Here is a 19,177-nt window from a genome sequence, read left to right as displayed (position 1 = left end):
AAAATGTTATTGCGTGAAAATTTGGGATAAAAAAACGAATTGTAGTTTCAATAAAAAAATAGAAAATTTTACTTCAGATAAAGATTCTAAAATAGATTTACTTTTAGCACCACATGATGTGATAGGAACCATAGCTCATGTCATAATGTTAAAAAGTATTGGATTATTAAATAAAAAAGATTTAAAAATTTTAATTTATGAGTTACGTAATATTTATGTAAACGAAATTTTAAAAAATAATTTTAAAATAAATGAAGGAATAGAAGACATTCATTCTCAAATAGAATTTTTGTTAACCAATCGTTTAGGAGAAGTTGGAAAAAAAATCCATAGTGGTAGATCCAGGAATGATCAAATTTTGTTAGATTTGAAACTTTTTATTAGAACAGAAATCAAAGAAATAGTATCAATAAGTTATTCTTTTTTTGATTTATTATTAAGATTAAGTGAACAATATAAAAATATATTAATGCCTGGATATACTCATTATCAAATTGCTATGCCTTCTTCTTTTGGACTTTGGTTTGCTGCATATGCAGAAAGTTTAATAGATGATTTTCTATTGATTCGTACTGCATACAGAATTGTAAACAAAAACCCTTTAGGGTCCGCTGCTGGATACGGATCTTCTTTACCTTTAAATAGAAAAATGACAACATATTTATTGGGATTCGATGATTTGAATTATAATGTGGTATATGCTCAAATGGCACGTGGAAAAATGGAAAGAATAGTTTCAGAATCTATTGCTTCTTTAGCAAGAACTTTAAGTAAAATGGCACAAGATATTTGTTTATATTTAAGTAAAAATTTCAATTTTATTAGTTTTCCTGATTCTCTAACTACCGGATCTAGCATAATGCCTCACAAAAAAAATCCAGATGTTTTTGAGATGATACGAGCTAAATGTAATAGAATGACTTCATTGCCTAATGAAATTTCTTTGATTTCTTCTAATTTATGTTCCGGATATCATAGAGATTTTCAAATAATTAAAGAAAGATTTATTCCTATTTTTGAAGAGATAAAAAAATGTTTTTCTATGTTTAAGTATATGTTGAATCATATCATAGTGAAAAAGGATATTATTCAGGAGGATAAATATGAATATTTATTCAGTGTAGAAGCAGTTAATAAGCTTGTTATTGAAGAAGGATATTCTTTTAGAGAAGCTTATAAAAAAGTAGGTAAAGATATCCAAAATGGATGTTTCAAACCTTTTAAAAAAAGCTTTTATTCTCATGAAGGAAGCATAGGAAATTTATGTAATACACAAATTAAAAATTTGATGCAAAACGTGATAAAAGAATTTGACTTTGATAAAATAGAAAAAGTTATAAAACGTTTAATTTATAGTCAAATTAATTTTGATGCATCCTCTAAGAATCCAATTTTTTTTTAAATTGTATGGATTTTTTATGAAACCAATCTTTTATTTTTTTATGATGTCCAGATAAAAGTATTTCTGGAACACTCCATCCTTTATAAACGACTGGACGAGTATAAACAGGAGGAGCTATTACGGATTCTTTTTTTTGAAAAGAATCCGTAAGAATGGAATTTTGATTTTTTATTACTCCAGGTAATAATCTAACTATAGATTCTACCACTACAGCCGCTGCTAATTCTCCTCCAGATAAAATGTAATTCCCAATAGATATTTCTTTGGTAATTAAGTGGTCTCGAATTCTCTGATCAATTCCTTTATAACGTCCACAAAGAATGATAATATTTTTTTTAAAAGCTAAAGCTTTAGCATTTTTTTGTGAAAAAAGCTTTCCATCAGGAGTCATAAAAATTTTTTCATCATAATATCTTTCCGATAATAATTTGTAAAAACATTGATATACAGGTTCTATACGAATAACCATTCCGGATCCACCTCCATAAGGATAATCGTCTACTTTTTTCCATTTACCTAATCCATATTTACGTAAGTCATGAACATAAATATCAATCAATCTTTTCTCTATGGCTCTTTTAATAATAGAATTTGAAAAAGGGCTATGAAGAATTTTAGGAACTATACTAATAATATCTATACGCATTATTTTTTTTTAGTAATATACACTTTGACTAATAAACTAAGAATCTAGTAATGAAACTAATGAAAAAATTCTACCTTTGTGAATAATTTATCAAAATGAATTATGTTGTATCCATAGTAGGCCGTCCAAATGTAGGAAAATCTACTTTATTTAATCGTCTTGTAGGAAGAAGAAAAGCTATTGTACATGCTAAAAGTGGAATAACAAGAGATCGTATTTATGGAAATTCAGAATGGAATGGAGTAAAATTCTCTGTCTTGGATACAGGTGGTTTTACTATGTCAAAAAATGATGTACTTGAAAAAGAAATAAAAAACCATATTTTGATGGCTATCAAAGAAGCTGATGTTATTTTATTTTTAGTAGATATAAAAATGGGGATATTAGATACAGATCAAGAAATAGCTAAAATACTAAGAAAATGTCATAAAATAGTTTTATTAGTAGTGAATAAGGTAGATGACGTAAAATATACATATTCTGATACAGATTTTTTTCGTTTAGGATTTGTAAACTATTATTATTTATCATCTATAAATGGGAGTGGAACAGGAGAATTACTAGATAAATTAATAGAAATATTCAAAAAAAATTTTTTTTTAAAAAAAAAATCCATTGTAGAAAAAGAATTTCTTCCTCGTTTTTCGGTAATAGGCCGTCCAAATGTAGGAAAATCTACATTGATTAACTCTTTTCTAGATAAAAACCATCATATTGTAACGAATATTTCAGGAACAACAAGAGATAGTTTAGATGTTTTATACGAAAAATGGGGATATGAATGTATTTTAATTGATACCCCTGGAGTAAGAAAAAAATCAAAAATAAGAGAAAATATTGAATTTTATTCTACTATGAGAACGTTAAAAACGATAGAGTCCACGGATGTTTGTCTTTTAATGGTAGATGCTGTTCAGGGATGGGAAAAACAGGATATGAACATTTTTAGATTAGTAAAAAAAAATCAGAAAGGAATTATAATTCTTATTAATAAATGGGATTTATTTCATAATATTCATAATAATATGCAAAAAAATTACGAATTGTTTATTAGAAAAAAAATATATCCATTTTATAATGTTCCCATTCTTTTTATATCTTCTAAAAATAAATATGGAATACATAATATTATTCCCATAGCTGATCAGGTTTTTCAATACCGTAAAAACAGATTAAAAACGAATATTTTAAATAAAATTATGTTGCCAATTTTTAAAAAAAATCCTCCTACTTCTATAAAGAATAAAAAAAATAAGTTAATCACTATAAAATATTGTACTCAGATTCCCTCAGGAACGCCAAAATTTATTTTTTTTTCTAATTTTCCTCAATACATAAAAGAATCTTATAGAAGATTTATTGAAAATAAGATTCGTTATCACTTTGATTTTATAGGGGTGCCAATACAAATATTTTTTAGAAAAAAATAATATTATAGCAGAACTTGTATCTATTTATTATTAATCTACTTTTTTTGATAATCCAGTGATCACACATTTAAGAGGAAAGTTAATAGAAAAAAATCAATCTTATTTAATTATAGATTGTCATGGAGTAGGGTATAAGATTCATATATCTTCATATACCTATTCCTCTTTATTAGAAGAAGAAGGTAAAGATATATGTCTACATACTTATTTTTTTATAAAAGAAAATCAACATATTTTGTATGGTTTTTTTGAAAAAATAGAAAGAAAAATCTTTTCTTATTTGATATCCGTAAATGGAATTGGCCCAAGTACTGCTATAATGTTATTATCTTCACTTACTCCATATGAAATAGAACAATCTATATATAAAGAAGATATAAAAGTTTTTAATCAAGTAAAAGGTATTGGTACAAAAACAGCTAAAAGAATTATTATTGAACTAAAAGATAAAATTACTAATCTTAAAAAAGGAAAAAACGTAAAATTTTTGGAAAATACACCTATAAAAAAAGAAGCTTTAAGCGCTTTGGTCGTTCTTGGATTTTCTCCTAAAGAATCTAAAAAAGTTTTGGATAATATTTTGGATGAACATCCAGAATTTTCTGTAGAAAATCTCATTAAAGAATCTTTGAAAAAATTGTAAAATCATAAAAATTATTTACAATTATTATGAAATTTTTTTATCCCTCAATTATAGTGGTTCTTTTTTTATTATCAATATTTGATCTTATTGTTGGTCTGATTAATGATGCCGTTAATTTCCTAAATTCTGCTATTGGATCTAAAGTAGCTTCTCGTAGAACTATCATGTTTTTTGCTAGTTTAGGCATTTTATTAGGAGCTTTTTTATCTAGTGGAATGATGGAAGTAGCAAGAAAAGGAGTTTTTGATCCTTCTTATTTTTATTTTTCAGATATTATTTTTATTTTTTTAGCAGTTATGATATCAGACATCATTTTGCTGGATGTTTTTAACACTTTAGGATTACCAACTTCTACTACAGTATCTATGGTTTTTTGCTTATTAGGTGGAGCTTTTAGTATAGCTGTGATCAAAATGACTTCTCCATTAAATAATGAGCCCTTTCATCATTTAACTCTATACATTAAAGCAGAAAAAACATTTACTATTAGTATCGGTATTTTTTTATCTATTATAATTTCTTTTACTTCCGGTGCTTTTATTCACTATTTTATTCGTTATTTTTTCAGTTTTGAATATGAGAGTAGATTAAAAAATGTAGGAGTCATATGGACTGCTATTTCATTGAGCAGTATGACTTATTTTCTTATTGTAAGAGGGCTTCATAGTACTTTACAAGGATTTATTGATGATCAATTAACAGTATTTCCCTTATTCAATTTTCTAAAAAAAATTCACCATAATTTTTTTATTTTTTTGCTTATTTTATTTTCAACATGGACTATTATAGCAAAAATATTTGTTTCGTTCGGATATAATATCTTGAAATTTGTAGTGTTATATGGGACTTTTTCTTTAGCTATGGCTTTTGCAGGAAATGATTTAGTAAATTTTATTGGAATTCCTATAGCTGGAATACAATCTTATAATATATGGAAAGAAGCGGGAAGTCCACCAGCTGAAAGATTCAATATGAGAAATTTATCTGAAAATGTAAAGGTTCCATCTTTAGTTTTGATTTTTGCAGGTATGATTATGATATTCACTCTTTGGTTTTCCAAAAAAACAAAAAATATCACGAGAACAGAAATTAATTTAAGTAGGCAAAATGAAGGAACAGAGAAATTTTTATCGAATTCTTTTTCTAGGGCAATTGTTCGATTTTTTTTATTATTAGGAAATAATTTTTTTAAATTATTTCCTAAAAGACTTATGGTAAAAATAGAAAAAAACTTTAAGCAAAAAAAAACAGAAGAAAGCATAGCTTTTGATCTAGTTAGAGCTTCTGCAAATTTAACCATATCCAGCATATTAATATCTATAGCTACGGTTAAAAAATTACCATTATCTACTACTTTTGTCACTTTTATGGTATCTATGGGAACTTCTCTTTCCGATAGAGCTTGGGACAGAGAAAGTGCTGTTTATAGAGTTTCAGGGGTTTTAAAAGTTATCAGAGGATGGTTTTTAACAGGATTAATAGCCTTTACTATGGCAGGAATTACGGCTGCTTTTTTATACTTTTTTAAAGCATGGGCTTTATTTTTTCTTATTTTTTTAGTTTTATTTGTTTTTTACAAAAGTTATAAAAACTATCATAAAATACAACATAAAAAAATAAAAGAAAAAAAACCATTTCTTGGTATAGTAAATATGACTTTAGAAACTACTTTAAACAAAACCTTTGATCTTTTAAAACCTATATTTGAATACATAGAAAGTATTTATAAAAATAGTATAGAAGGAATTACTAAAGAAAATTTAAAAACTCTTCAATATAGTAGAAATAATTTTTTTTTAGTGAAAAAAAGTTTTGCAATTATACATAATTCTTTAATTAGAGTTATTAGAAAAACGAAAAATAATGAACCTATTTCTGGAATACTTTATTTACATATATACAACAAAACTAAAGAGATCATTGAATCATCAGATATTATTACGAATAATACATTATTTCATGTGATTAATAGCCATAATCCTTTAAAATATAAACAAAAGAAAAATCTACTAACACTTGAACACATGATGATGGAACATTTCAACATTATAAAAAAAATAACAATAGATAAAAATTGTAAACATATTCAATTTCCTTGTACAATTCAAAATAAAATTTTCAAAAAAATAGAAGAACAAATGAATCAACAGGTAATGGGGATTCTTCATAATAAATATGGAACAAAAAACACTTTTTTGATGTTGGATCTTCTTTTACAATCAAAAAAAATAACAAAAAATATAGAAGATCTCATTCTATTGTATCACGATGGATTATCCCATATATCATCAAAAAAAGATACGTCTTTTATCGCTTTTTAGTTAATGTTCATTAAATTGCATCCTCGTATCTCTGAAAAATCCATTCTTCCTAAAACTTCGAATTCTTCGTCATTTATTTTTCTTCCTATATCTTCTGTAGAAATAAAAGGACAAGATAAGTAATTAGATAAATCGATAATATCAATACCTCCTATATTATTATTTTCTATATGTAGAAAAGGATCTTCTGGGTCACGAATATATATCTTCATCCAAGGAGGACATCTAAAAATACCATTTTTTTTTGCATATGCTTGAGAAAGCAATTCTGTCATTCCATATTCCGAGTGAATTTCCTTTACACAAAAAAATTTTTTTAAAATTTGGTGTAATTCTTCTCTAATTATTTCTTTTCTTTTTCCCTTCATTCCTCCAGTTTCCATAATTATCACTTTTTTTTGAAATATATTTTGTTTTTGTTCTATATGATTATATTTATCAATAAAATCTAATAAATAAAAACTAAGCCCAAAAATGAAAATATTTTTATCATTTTTTTCAAAAATCATGTTTATTTTTTTTTTTTCTGATAAAGAAAAAAAATAGCTTCCATTTTTATAGGTTTTTTGTATAAAATATTTTACCATATAAATTAAAGAAGAATCTTTTCTATCAAAAGGTAAAAATCCTAAAAATTTGAATTTTTTTATTGACCCATAAAAAAATTCAAATCCCATTTGAATACTTTTCATGTAAACACTTAAATCTGCATAATGTTTGCTTTTTATTCCTTTCGTTCCGCTACTGATGAAAACTAAGTCTGGAAGACTTTTTTTACTGCTCCAAATTCTATGTGTTTTAAAAAAAGAAATAGGTAAAAAAGGAATTTCAGAAATATTTTTTATTTCCAATGGATTCACTTTTAATGATTTAAGATAATTTCTATAAATTTTATTGTTATCTATTTGATAATGAAATATATCCAATGTTAAATTTTCGAATTCCTTTTTTGATAATATAGAAAAAATCTTTTTTTTAAAATTCATAAAAATAGAATTTGAAAATAAAAATATAATTCTTTCAATTTGTTTAATAAAGATCCTTTTCTATAGAAAAAAAATTGAAATTCTTTTTCAAAGGAATTTTGAAAAAAATTATAAGGAATTATATCTATTTTTTTATTTGCTTCTTTTAATAAAAAAATACATATTGATAAATAAAAAAAATATTTTATCATGCCTAATATGATACCACACAATCTATCCATAGGTTTCATACATGTCATCATGATAATAAATTCTATTATTTTTTTAGATAAAAAAGAAACAATAATTATAGAAAAAAATGAAATAATTAGAGAATAAACTGTTGTCAATAAATAAGATTCCTTGTTTATTACTTTTTTTAAAAGTTCTGATATAAAATGATATATATAGATTCCTTTAGAAATAAGGATAAAAAATATCATAAATACAAAAAATTGAGATATTAACCCTTTTTGATACCCATGATATCCACCATATAAAACTAGAATGATAATAATTATATCTAACACTAACATACTACTACACTAAAATGGAAAAAGAATTTATGAAAGAATTTCATATAAACTGGAATAAAGTAATGTTATATATACGAAATAATTTTTCCATAAAAGGACAAATTGATATTATTGGAATTATTTACCTAATAGGAATTCAAGAACTTGGAAAAGGTAAAAATATATTTTTTAATAGAGAAGATCAAATAAATATTCTACATATTGCAATATGTAGAATATTAGTTCCTTTTGGTTATTATTTTTTAACTGGAATTGACAAGGATGGATGGCCTCATTACACATTAAAAACACAGATACCTTTTAATAAGGAAAAACAATTATTTTTAATTAAAAAGGCTATTATTCGTTATATGAGTGAAGAAAATATTATTGAATAAGTATGGATAAAAAAATAGATAAAATAAAAGAAGAAATAAAATGTTATCATATGAAAACATATGATGATTTAGAAACATTCAGAATTAAATTTTTAGGAAAAAAAAAGGGAGTTTTAACAATTTTATTTCAAGAATTAAAAAAAATTTCTCTTCATAAAAGAAAAATTTTTGGAAAAATTATTAATGATTTAAAAAAAGAAGTTCAAAAAAAAATTTTTAATTACAAAAATGACATTACAAATGAAAAAATTATAAAATACGATCCTACTATACCTGGAAAATCTATAAAAATAGGATCCATTCATCCTCTATCTATTATTCAGAATAGAATGATAGACATTTTTATAAAAATAGGATTTACTTATGTAGATGGAACTGAAATAGAGGATGATTGGCATAATTTTACAGCTTTAAATATTCCTATTTATCATCCATCTAGAGATATGCAGGATACATTTTTTTTGCAAAAAAATCCAGATATTTTATTGCGTACACATACATCTTCTGTGCAAATACGATATATGAAAAAACATCGTCCGCCTTTTCGTGTTTTATCTATAGGAAAAGTATATAGAAATGAAACTATTTCATCACATTCAAATTTCATGTTTCATCAAGCAGAAGGATTTTATATAGATAAAAAAGTTTCCTTTTCCGATTTAAAACAAACAATTCATTATTTAATCACTTCTTTTTTTGGAAAAGCAAGAATAAGATTTCGTCCTTCTTATTTTCCATTTACAGAACCTAGTGCTGAAGTAGATATATATTATAATAGTGGATGGTTAGAAATTATGGGTTGTGGAATGATAGATCCAAAAGTTTTGAAAAACGTAGATATTGATTCAGAAATTTATTCTGGATTTGCTTTTGGATTAGGCATAGAACGTTTATCTCTAATAATTTATAATATAAAAGATATACGTATGTATTTTGATAATGACGTACGTTTTTTAAGACAATTTAAAAGTGAGTTTTAGAATGATATTTTCTTTGTCTAAAAACTTCATATAAAATAACTCCACAAGCTACAGAGACATTTAAAGAAGAAATTCCTCTAACTGGTATTTTTGCTTTTTCGTAGGAAATTTCTAAATATTTAGAAAAAATTCCTTTTTCTTCATTTCCTAGAATTAAAGCTGTTGGTCCGGAAAAATCAACATTATACAAAGATATATCGGATTTTTCAGTAGCAGAAACAATTTTTACCCCAGAGTTTATTAAAAATTCTATCGTTTTCTTTATATTTTTTTCTTTACATATTGGAACTTTAAATAAAGCCCCTGAAGAAGTTTTTATAGAATCAGATCCAATTATTGCTGTATTTTTTTTTGGAATAATAATAGCATCTACTTCTGCACATGCAGCAGTACGTATGATAGATCCAAAATTTCTTACATCTGTAATACGATCTAGAATAATCAAAAGTGGATTTCTACCTTTTTCATAAAATATAGGAAGTAAATCTTCTATATGATAAGTTTCTATAGGAGAAAGAATCGCAAAAACTCCTTGATGATTTTTATTTTTAATTTGATCAAATTTTTGTTTTGAAACAGTTTTAATGGGAATATTCTCTTTTTTGGAAAGACTTATTAATTTTTTGTATGCATTGGATACTTGTCTCAATCCTTTTTGAAAAAAAAGTTTACTAATGGTTTTTTTAGCTATAATAGCTTCTATCAATGGATGTATTCCATAAACAATTTCTAATTTTTTCATAATCCATAATTCTAATTCTTTTTATTTTTATCAAAAATTTTAATAATAGATTTATTTAATAAATTTTTTATAAAAAATCGTGTTATATTTCCACATAAAAAAAAGATAAAAAGGAAAATAAAAAAATATAAAATAGTTAGAATTCCAAATCCTATAACATAATTTTCAAAATAAAAGGAAAGAAAAAAACATAAAGAAAGACTTACTAAAAAAAAAATAATAATGCAAAATATCAACATAAAAAAATTAAACAAAATCTCTGTCATAATGAAAATTAATACTCTAATTATTTCATTTTTTAAAATACACCATTTTCTATGGATAAAGTTTCTAATAAATAGAAAGTTAATGAACATAAAAAAAATAAAAATTTATTAAGTTCCCAATTCATCTTCTACTTGATCCATTTTATCTATTTTCTTTTTTTTCCATTTTTCTTCAAAGTCTGATTTAATTTTATGTACTTTTTCCCCAATTTTTTTACTAATTTTATGAAAATTATCTCTTAGCACTTCTGTTTTCTTTCCTAGTATATTTTTTATTTTTTCCTCTTTTCTTGGAGCTAACAAAATTCCTACTATTAAACCAGCCATGGTTCCTAGAATGACTCCCCAAAAAAAACTTCCACCTTTTTTCATAAAGAATAACAATTTTATATTTTTACGGATAAATTTAATCATACAATATTTACGCACAAAATTGTATTTGTGTATTTATGAAATATTTTTAACATGTTAATTAAAAAAAATTTTTCTCTCAAAAAATTAAATACATTTGGAATAAATGTTTATGCTCGTTATTTTATAGAAGTGAAAAGTATAGAAGAAGTTAAAAAAACTTTTGATCTATATCCAGAGATCCCAAAAATTTTTTTAGGAAATGGAAGTAATATTCTTTTTTTAAAAAATTATTATCCTGCATTAGTCATAAAAATGGGAATTAGGGGTAAAAAAGTAATAAAAGAAAATGATAATAAAGTCATTGTTCAAGCTTTTGCTGGAGAAAATTGGAATGAATTCGTAAAATGGACAATAAAAAAAGGATTTAGTGGGTTAGAAAATTTATCATGTATTCCTGGTACAGTTGGAGCTGCTCCAATTCAAAATATTGGAGCATATGGAGTAGAAGTAAAAGATACTTTAGTAAAAGTACAAGTATATGAAATGTATAATAGAAAAATAAGATATTTTACACGTGAAGAATGTAAACTTACATATCGTTATTCTTTTTTTAAGCATCCTCATTACATTAATAAATTTATTATTTTATCTGTTTATTTTATTTTAAAAAAAAAATATAAAAAATTGAATACTCTATATGTAGAAATTAAAAAAGAATTAAAAAATATGAATATTAAAAAACCTACTATTCAAAATTTAAGTAAGGCTATTTTTAATATTAGATATAGAAAACTTCCAAATCCAAAAAAAATTGGAAATGCTGGTAGTTTTTTTATGAATCCTATAGTAGGAATTTTATATTTTAAAAAACTAAAACATAAATATCCCACTATTGTGGGTTATGATATTTCTAATGAAAAAATAAAACTATCTGCTAGCTCATTAATTGAAAACATAGGATGGAAAGGGAAAAAAATTGGAAATGTAGGAGTATATGAAAAACAACCTATTATTTTAGTAAACTATGGAGAAGCTAATGGAATGGATATCTATTATTTTTCTAAAAAAATAACACGATCCATAAAAAAAAAATTCGGTATTTTTTTATCACGAGAAGTAAATATCATACGATAAATAAACATGAATCAAATGATAAAAAAAATACCATAAAACATCATTTTTCCTAAATGTTTAGGTAGGATCATTTGATAAAAACTTTAATTTACGTAAATGACTATTATTTTAGAAAAATCAAAACAATACATACAAAACAAAATTAAAGAAAAACCTGATTTCGGAATTTTATTATTAGGAAATCTATTTGATAAACTTATAGAGGAGATACAAAATCCTATATGCATTTCTTATGAAGAAATACCTTTTTTTTCTAAAAAAGAATTGAATGGAAAATTTCTATTTGGTAAAATAGAAGGTAAAAATGTAGTTTTTTTAATAGAACCTTTTTATGAGAAAAATAGGACAAACTATTTTCCTATTGTTTTGTGTAAAAATATAGGAATAGATAAATTAATTTTGATTAATATTTCTGGAGGGGTGAATCCAAACTACAAAATGGGAGATGTTATGTTTGTTAAAGATCATATCAATTTTTTTCCAGAAAGTCCTAATAAAACAGAATTTATAAAAAATATATTTTTCAAAATTACGGAACCATATGATAAAAAAATGATAGAAATTGCAGAAAATATAGCCATGAATCATAATATCATTATCCAGAAAGGAATATATGTTGCTTCTCCCTATTATAATTATAAAACAGATGCAGAATACGCAATGATACGATCTATGGGTGGTGACTGTGTTGGTATGAATATTATAAAATACGTTATAAAAGCTAGATGTATGAATCTACGAGTATTTGCCATATCCATTATTTTCATGGGGGTAAATGAAATAAAGATTAATAATCACGATTATTTTATGAAGTCATTTGTTCATAAAACGGAAAAATCTATATCTCTTCTAATATTAATAATAAAAGATTTTATAAAACTTTGTCTATAACTAGGGGAGTTTAGTTATTATATTTTTAGTAATTTTTATAAAAATATTTTTAATGTTTTCGTTTTCTAAAACAACAGGAATTCCTAAATCTGAATTTTCTCGTATTTTTTGTAAAAAAGGAATTTTTCCAAGAAAAAAAATATCCATTTTTTTGGAAAAATTTTTTACTCCATCTATTCCAAATAGATAGCATTTATCTTTACTTTCTTTTGTAAGAAAGTAAGACATATTTTCTATAATTCCAAGTATTGGAACATAAATAGATTTAATACGAAACATTCCTACAGCCCTATTCACATCCGACAATGCTATTTTTTGAGATGTACTTACTAAAATAATTCCTTTAAATGAAATTTCTTGCAAAAGAGATAAATGTATATCACCTGTTCCTGGTGGTAAATCTACAATTAAAAAATCTAATTCTCCCCAATCTGTTTCGTGCATAAATTGTCTCAATACTTTAGTAACCATGGGGCCTCTCCAAACAATAGCCTGTCCATTTTTTATAAAAAAACCTATAGATAGAATTTTAACACCATAACGAATAATAGGATTCATAATACCATTTTTATGTATAATGGTTTGAATGTTCTCATCTTCAATATTAAACATTAATGGAATAGAAGGTCCATAAATATCAGCATCTAATAATCCTACATTAAACCCCATTAGAACTAATGATACAGCTATATTAGTTGCTATTGTTGATTTTCCTACTCCTCCCTTTCCAGAAGCTACAGCTATGATGTTTTTTATGATAGTTTTTTTTATTTTTGTATTTGATTTCATTTCTATTTTTATGCATATTGGATATAAAATATTTTTATTTTTTATAGAATGGTTTATATCTTTTATTAGTTTTTTTTTAAAATGCATAGTTGGATTGGATAAATTCAAATAGATTATTATTTTCTGATTTAAAAAATCTATTTTTTTTACAAAACCAGACTCTATAATATTTTTATTATCGATAATAAAAACATTTTTTAATGCTTCTTCAATCTTTTTTTTTAGTATCATAAACACAATAGTACAAAAAAAAATGGCTAAATTTCAAAAAAAATTATAAAAAAAATAGTATGGATTTTTGTGTCTATAAATTTCATAATATTCATACTATGATTATAGTTTTTATATGGAAAAATTTTTATGAAACTATGTTTTCAGAAAAGCTCATTCTTTCCGATAAAGAAAAAATTTTTTTTCTTTCTTTATCAGAAAAACGTAAAAGAGAGTTTTTAGGAATACGTTATGTTCTTAGATATATAGGCATTAAAATGAATATTTTTTATAATGAAAAAAAAAAACCTTTTTTTTTCCCTGAAGAAAAATATATTTCCTTAAGTCATTCTTTTGAAAAAATAGCCATAGCTATAAGCTATTATAAAATAGGAATAGACATAGAAAAATTACGAAAAAATAATAAAATAGTTAAAATAAAAAAAAAATTTATTAGAGATGATGAATCTATTTTTATTAATCCAAATTATGAAGAAGATTATTTGCATATTATATGGGGAATTAAAGAAAGTTTATATAAACTAGAAGGTGGAATTTTATATAGTTTTTTAGATCATTATAAAGTTTCTCCTTTTTGCATTAAAAAAGATTCTTGTATATCATGCTGGATTATTAAAAAATCCTATAGCAAGAGATTTTATGCTTTTTATAGAAAAATAGAAGAACATTACTTAGTTTATATTATAGACAAATGAATATGATGAGTGATTGGATAAATATTTTTTTATATCCTTATTATAATAGGAGTTTTTTTCATATAATTTTAGAATTTACAGCTGTAATATTGACAATATGTAGTGTTTTTTTTGCTCAAAAAAATAATATATGGGTATATCCAATAGGAATAGTAAGTACTATAATATATAGTTATTTAACTTTTATTACTTCTATTTATGGTGATTTTATTATTAACTTATATTACACTGGTATGAGCTTTTATGGATGGTATATATGGTTATATAAAAAGGATAAAAAGGATAAAAAAAAGCCTATCACTTTTTGCAATAAAAAAGATTATTTTTATACTACTATTTTGTTCTTATTCACCTGTATTTTCAGTATTATAGTTTATATTTTTTATGGAAAATTACAATCCTATTATGATTGGATGGACGTGTTTACAACGGGGATTTATTTTTCTGGAATGTATCAAATGGCTATAAAAAAAGTAGAAAATTGGATATTTTGGATCGTAGGAAACATCATTTCCGTTCCTCTTTATTTTTTTAAAGGTTTTATATTAACAGGAATTTTATTTATCATTCTTGTTTTATTGGCTATAGTAGGATTTTTTATTTGGAAAAAAAAAGCAATAAATAAAATTTTATAACTATTTTTTCATGAAGTGATTCACTACATCATGTATATGATCGTATTCTTTTTCTGTTCTTTTTTGAAGATCTTTTACTCTTATTTTATTTTTTTTTATTTCATTTTTTCCTATACTAATAGTAAATGGAATATTGTTATCATTAGCATATCTAAATTGTTTTCCTATTTTAACCGCATTAGGATATAACTGAGTAGAAATTCCTTTTTTTCTCAAAAATTTTATCATTTGATATGCATACAATACCTCTTCATCTCCAAAATTTATAAACAACACCTTTGAAGGATAATTAGAAATAGGTTGAAATAAATTTTTTTTTTCCATAGCTAAATATATTCTATCTAAACCTAAAGAAACTCCTACTCCAGAAATATTTTTTATTCCAAATAAATTAGCTAATTGATCATACCTTCCTCCTCCACCAATAGAAATTGAATTATTAGAACCATTATTATTAAATGGAACAATCTCTAATATTGTACCTGTATAATAATTCATTCCTCTGGCTAAAGAAATATTCCATTCCAATTTTGTATTTTGTAAAGAAATCTTATTTATATTTTTATAAATAAAACTAAGGTCTTTGATCCCTTTTTTCCCTTTTTTAGAATATTGAAAGGCTCCCGTTAAATATTTCTCTTTTTTATAAAAATTTTCTTTCATATCGAAAAAAAATGCTATTTTTTCAAATGATTTAGATGAAATACCTTTTTGTAACATTTCTTTTTTAACTAGATCTCGTCCAATTTTATTCCATTTATCTAAAGATGTAGTAAAATCTTTCCATAAATTATTTTCTATCCCATAAATTTCAACTAATCCTTCTAATATATCCCTATGGTTAATATAGATAATGATAGGAAAATTTAATTTTGTAAAAATTTCGTCACAAAGTTGAATCAATTCTATTTCTTTCCATAAAGACCAAGAGTATGAAATGATATCGGCATCACATTGATAAAATTCTCTAAATCTTCCTTTTTGAGGTTTATCTGCACGCCATACAGGTTGAATTTGATATCTTTTAAAAGGAAAAATTATTTCATTTTTATGCATGACTACATAACGTACAAAAGGAACCGTTAAATCATATCTAAGAGCTTTATTAGATAGATGTTCCGTTAAAAATTTTTCTATATCAACAATTTTTTCCTTATTATTGATTTTTTTTAAAAAATCTGAAATTCTTTTTTTTAAAAAATGACCTGAATGAAGTAATTTAAACATTAAATAATCTCCTTCTTTCCCATATTTACCAATAAGAGTCGAAATATTTTCAATAGAAGGGGTTTCTATAGGATAAAACCCAAATAGTTCAAATTTATTTCTAATAGTTTGAATTAAATAATTTCGTTTACGAATCTCTATCGATGAAAAATCCCTGGTCCCTTTGGGAATATTAGCATGGATAATCAAAATATTAAAAAATTTTAAAAATCATTTAACTACTCATTTTTATTATTTTCTTTTTTACGAATACGCTTTTTGAATATTTTTTCATTTTTATTGTATGAAATAGGAAGATTTAAACTATCTTCTAACATATATTTATGTTTTTTGGAAAAATTGTAATTAATAGCTTGATCGAAAATGCTTTTATTTGAAAAATTTTCTTTATTTTTTTTATAAGGTATTGAATAGTTTTTTTTTATAGGATCTATTCGTTTAGAATAAGAATGAATTTCTTCTATTTTGGTTAATCTTTGTTCATAAGGTTCTTCCAACCTATGAAATATTTTTTTTTCTTCATGATTAATGGCTCTCTGCACTTCCGTAGGAAAACCTGTAGCTACAATAGTAACTGAAATACTTTCTTCCAAACTTTCGTCTTCTCCTATACCCATAATAATATTTGCATTATTTCCTGCTTCGGCTTGTATATAATCACTTATTATTCCTATTTCATCTATAGTAATTTCTATTCTTCCTGAAACAATAAGCAAAAGAACATTCTTAGCTCCCGTAATCTTATTATCATTCAATAATGGAGAATCCAAAGCTTGTACAACAGCTTCCTTTGCTCTATTTTCTCCAACAGAAATAGCAGAACCCATAACAGCTGTTCCACTTTCTTTAAGAACGGTTCTCGTATCTCTTAAATCTATATTTTGTTTATAATGGTGAGTAATCACTTCTGCTATTCCCTTAGCTGCAGTGGTTAAAACTTCATCAGCTTTAGCAAAACCAGCTTTAAATCCTAGATTTCCATATAATTCTCTTAATTTATCGTTATTAATAACAATGAGAGAATCCACATTTTTTCTTAATGCTTCAATTCCTTTTTGAGCTTGTTCTAATCTCATTTTTCCTTCAAAATGAAATGGAATTGTAACGATACCTACAGTTAAAATTCCCTTTTCTTTAGAAATTCCTGCAATAATTGGAGCGGCGCCGGTTCCAGTTCCCCCACCCATTCCTGCTGTAATAAAGGTCATTTTTGTATTAGAATCTAGAATACTTTTTATTTCTTCCAAACTTTCTAACGCTGCCTTTTCTCCTACTTCTGGATCAGCTCCAGCACCTAAACCTTCTGTAATAGAAGCTCCTAATTGAATTTTTACAGGTACTTGGTTATTATTTAAGGCTTGCGCATCCGTATTACATGCTATAAAATCTACACCAGTAATTCCTTGCTCAAACATATGACTTAAAGCATTACTTCCTCCTCCTCCTACTCCAATTACTTTTATTGCAGCTGAACGATTTTTAGTAAATCCAAACTGAACGTTTTCTTTTTTTTGTATAAAATCTTCTTTTTTCATTATTCTGTATCATTCAATATTTTACGGAACTTATCTGCCCAAATTTCAAGAAAAGATTTTGATTTTGTTTTATTTTTTTTCTTTTTTAAAGAATGGTCCGAATTTTCCTCATAATTTGATTTACGATTTTTATTATAAAATTTTGTAGAAAAAAATTCAGAAGTATGATTTTCATCATGTTTTTGTACCATATCTGTTGTACAAAGATATTTTTTTTTATCATCAAGACCTTTAATAACTAATCCTATAGACGTTGCATATTCTGGATTACTTATAATACCGTTTTTCTCTCCTGAAATGTGTTCATTAGAATAACCTATACGAATATCCATACCAGTCATATATTCTGTTAAAGGACGAATATGTTTTAATTGAGAACCTCCTCCTGTCATAACTAATCCTGCTATGAGTCTTTTTTTTTGTTCTTCATTCCCATAATTTTTTATTTCCACATTTACTTGTTCCAAAATTTCACATACTCGTGTATGAATAATTTTGGAAAGATGTTTCAAAGAAATTTCTTTAGGGTCACGACCTCTTAATCCAGGTATACAAACAATTTCTGTTTCTTTGTTCTCCCCAGGCCATGTAGATCCAAATTTTATTTTTAATAATTCTGCTTGTCGTTCAATAATTAAACAATCTGTTTTTATATTTTCAGTTATAACGTTACCTCCAAAAGGAATTACGGCTGTGTGACGAATAATATTATCTTTAAATATAGCAATATCCGTGGTTCCTCCTCCTATATCCACTAAAGCTACCCCAGCTTCTCTTTCTTCTATACTTAATACAGCCTCTGCAGAGGCTAAAGGCTCTAAAGTCATTCCAGCTAAATTCAATCCTGCTGCTTTTACACATCTTCCAATATTACGAATAGAAGAAATTTGTCCTACTACTACATGAAAATTTGCTTCTAAACGACTTCCATACATACCTATTGGTTCTCCTATTTCTGCTTGACTATCTACTTTATATTCTTGTGGAAGAACATGAATTATCTCTTCTCCTGGAAGCATAACAAGTTTATGAACTTGATCTATTAATTTTTGTATATCTTTTTGATTTATTACATTTTCAAAATCTAATCTGGTAATATAATCATTATGTTGTAGACTTCTAATATGTTGTCCTGCTATTCCAACAATAACTTCTTTTATTTTTAAACCAGAACTATGTTCCGCTTCAGATACTGCTTCACGAATGGCTTCAATGGTTTGAGTTATATTATTTACAACACCTATATGCACCCCTATACTTTTAGATCTACCTATGCCTAAAATCTCAATTTTATTATATTCATTTCTCCTTCCTACCATAGCTACAATTTTCGTGGTCCCCACATCAAGACCTATAGCTATATCTTGATATTCCATAG

Annotated in this window: 19 protein-coding genes; 10 read left to right on the top strand and 9 right to left on the bottom strand. The window is 25.0% G+C overall.

The window, feature by feature from the left end:
- Nucleotides 1-13: 13 nt before the first annotated feature.
- Nucleotides 14-1,402 (top strand): argininosuccinate lyase, encoded by a 1,389-nt coding sequence (argH, locus tag H0H59_RS01370; protein ID WP_185862372.1) that lies wholly within the window; start codon nt 14-16, stop codon nt 1,400-1,402.
- Here argH and trmD read toward each other — a convergent pair.
- Nucleotides 1,380-2,048, bottom strand: a complete 669-nt coding sequence (gene trmD, locus H0H59_RS01365; RefSeq protein ID WP_185862371.1) for a tRNA (guanosine(37)-N1)-methyltransferase TrmD — start codon at nt 2,046-2,048, stop codon at nt 1,380-1,382. The genes argH and trmD overlap by 23 nt on opposite strands.
- Before the next feature lie 95 nt (nt 2,049-2,143).
- On the opposite strand from trmD, the gene der reads away from it, so the two are divergent.
- The 3 genes from der to H0H59_RS01350 are packed head-to-tail and all read left to right on the top strand — an operon-like array spanning nt 2,144 to nt 6,442.
- Nucleotides 2,144-3,478: a ribosome biogenesis GTPase Der gene (gene der, locus H0H59_RS01360; RefSeq protein ID WP_185862370.1), complete on the top strand. Its 1,335-nt coding sequence runs from the start codon at nt 2,144-2,146 to the stop codon at nt 3,476-3,478.
- Nucleotides 3,479-3,533: 55 nt separating this feature from the next.
- A complete protein-coding gene (ruvA, locus tag H0H59_RS01355) occupies nt 3,534-4,121 on the top strand; it encodes a Holliday junction branch migration protein RuvA (RefSeq protein ID WP_185862369.1) in 588 nt (195 codons plus the stop codon).
- Between the two features lie 26 nt (nt 4,122-4,147).
- Nucleotides 4,148-6,442 (top strand): inorganic phosphate transporter, encoded by a 2,295-nt coding sequence (locus H0H59_RS01350; protein ID WP_185862368.1) that lies wholly within the window; start codon nt 4,148-4,150, stop codon nt 6,440-6,442.
- Here the strand turns inward: H0H59_RS01350 and H0H59_RS01345 are convergent.
- Nucleotides 6,439-7,428, bottom strand: coding sequence for a long-chain-fatty-acid--protein ligase (locus tag H0H59_RS01345; RefSeq protein WP_185862367.1), 990 nt, complete (start codon nt 7,426-7,428; stop codon nt 6,439-6,441). The two genes, H0H59_RS01350 and H0H59_RS01345, sit on opposite strands and share 4 nt — an antisense overlap.
- On the bottom strand, nt 7,425-7,943 hold the full coding sequence (locus H0H59_RS01340) for a CvpA family protein (protein ID WP_185862366.1): 519 nt from the start codon (nt 7,941-7,943) through the stop codon (nt 7,425-7,427). The genes H0H59_RS01345 and H0H59_RS01340 overlap by 4 nt, the downstream gene beginning before the upstream one ends.
- A 14-nt stretch (nt 7,944-7,957) precedes the next feature.
- Between H0H59_RS01340 and H0H59_RS01335 the strand changes: the two genes are divergently transcribed.
- A complete protein-coding gene (locus H0H59_RS01335) occupies nt 7,958-8,320 on the top strand; it encodes a hypothetical protein (RefSeq protein WP_185862365.1) in 363 nt (120 codons plus the stop codon).
- Nucleotides 8,321-8,322: 2 nt separating this feature from the next.
- Nucleotides 8,323-9,300, top strand: coding sequence for a phenylalanine--tRNA ligase subunit alpha (gene pheS / locus H0H59_RS01330; RefSeq protein ID WP_185862364.1), 978 nt, complete (start codon nt 8,323-8,325; stop codon nt 9,298-9,300).
- Here the strand turns inward: pheS and rlmB are convergent.
- Together rlmB and H0H59_RS01320 are read right to left on the bottom strand one after the other, a co-directional pair.
- The gene (gene rlmB, locus H0H59_RS01325; RefSeq protein ID WP_185862363.1) at nt 9,284-10,042 is read right to left on the bottom strand and encodes a 23S rRNA (guanosine(2251)-2'-O)-methyltransferase RlmB; all 759 of its coding nucleotides are present in this window, start codon (nt 10,040-10,042) and stop codon (nt 9,284-9,286) included. The genes pheS and rlmB overlap by 17 nt on opposite strands.
- A 374-nt stretch (nt 10,043-10,416) precedes the next feature.
- Nucleotides 10,417-10,722, bottom strand: a complete 306-nt coding sequence (locus H0H59_RS01320) for a YtxH domain-containing protein (protein WP_238785035.1) — start codon at nt 10,720-10,722, stop codon at nt 10,417-10,419.
- Between the two features lie 51 nt (nt 10,723-10,773).
- Between H0H59_RS01320 and murB the strand changes: the two genes are divergently transcribed.
- Together murB and H0H59_RS01310 are read left to right on the top strand one after the other, a co-directional pair.
- Nucleotides 10,774-11,796, top strand: coding sequence for a UDP-N-acetylmuramate dehydrogenase (murB, locus tag H0H59_RS01315; RefSeq protein ID WP_185862362.1), 1,023 nt, complete (start codon nt 10,774-10,776; stop codon nt 11,794-11,796).
- A 96-nt stretch (nt 11,797-11,892) separates the two neighbouring features.
- Nucleotides 11,893-12,687, top strand: a complete 795-nt coding sequence (locus tag H0H59_RS01310) for a purine-nucleoside phosphorylase (protein WP_185862361.1) — start codon at nt 11,893-11,895, stop codon at nt 12,685-12,687.
- On the opposite strand, the gene H0H59_RS01305 is transcribed toward H0H59_RS01310, so the two are convergent.
- Nucleotides 12,688-13,707, bottom strand: coding sequence for an Mrp/NBP35 family ATP-binding protein (locus H0H59_RS01305; RefSeq protein WP_185862360.1), 1,020 nt, complete (start codon nt 13,705-13,707; stop codon nt 12,688-12,690).
- Nucleotides 13,708-13,805: 98 nt separating this feature from the next.
- Between H0H59_RS01305 and H0H59_RS01300 the strand changes: the two genes are divergently transcribed.
- Entirely contained in the window at nt 13,806-14,402 is a 597-nt protein-coding gene (locus tag H0H59_RS01300; protein WP_238785034.1) for a 4'-phosphopantetheinyl transferase family protein, read from the top strand.
- A gap of 5 nt (nt 14,403-14,407) precedes the next feature.
- On the top strand, nt 14,408-15,037 hold the full coding sequence (gene pnuC, locus H0H59_RS01295) for a nicotinamide riboside transporter PnuC (protein ID WP_185862416.1): 630 nt from the start codon (nt 14,408-14,410) through the stop codon (nt 15,035-15,037).
- Here the strand turns inward: pnuC and hisS are convergent, their stop codons facing one another.
- The 3 genes from hisS to ftsA are packed head-to-tail and all read right to left on the bottom strand — an operon-like array spanning nt 15,038 to nt 19,175.
- Nucleotides 15,038-16,450, bottom strand: coding sequence for a histidine--tRNA ligase (gene hisS / locus H0H59_RS01290; RefSeq protein ID WP_185862415.1), 1,413 nt, complete (start codon nt 16,448-16,450; stop codon nt 15,038-15,040).
- Nucleotides 16,451-16,482: 32 nt separating this feature from the next.
- Nucleotides 16,483-17,799 (bottom strand): cell division protein FtsZ, encoded by a 1,317-nt coding sequence (gene ftsZ, locus H0H59_RS01285; RefSeq protein WP_185862358.1) that lies wholly within the window; start codon nt 17,797-17,799, stop codon nt 16,483-16,485.
- A complete protein-coding gene (gene ftsA / locus H0H59_RS01280; protein WP_185862357.1) occupies nt 17,799-19,175 on the bottom strand; it encodes a cell division protein FtsA in 1,377 nt (458 codons plus the stop codon). The genes ftsZ and ftsA overlap by 1 nt, the downstream gene beginning before the upstream one ends.
- Nucleotides 19,176-19,177: the final 2 nt, after the last annotated feature.

It is taken from the genome of Blattabacterium cuenoti (assembly GCF_014251715.1).
In the GTDB taxonomy this organism is placed as follows: domain Bacteria; phylum Bacteroidota; class Bacteroidia; order Flavobacteriales; family Blattabacteriaceae; genus Blattabacterium; species Blattabacterium cuenoti_M.
The sequence above is the reverse complement of the archived record's forward strand: the minus strand, read 5'-3'. Positions and strand labels throughout refer to the sequence as shown.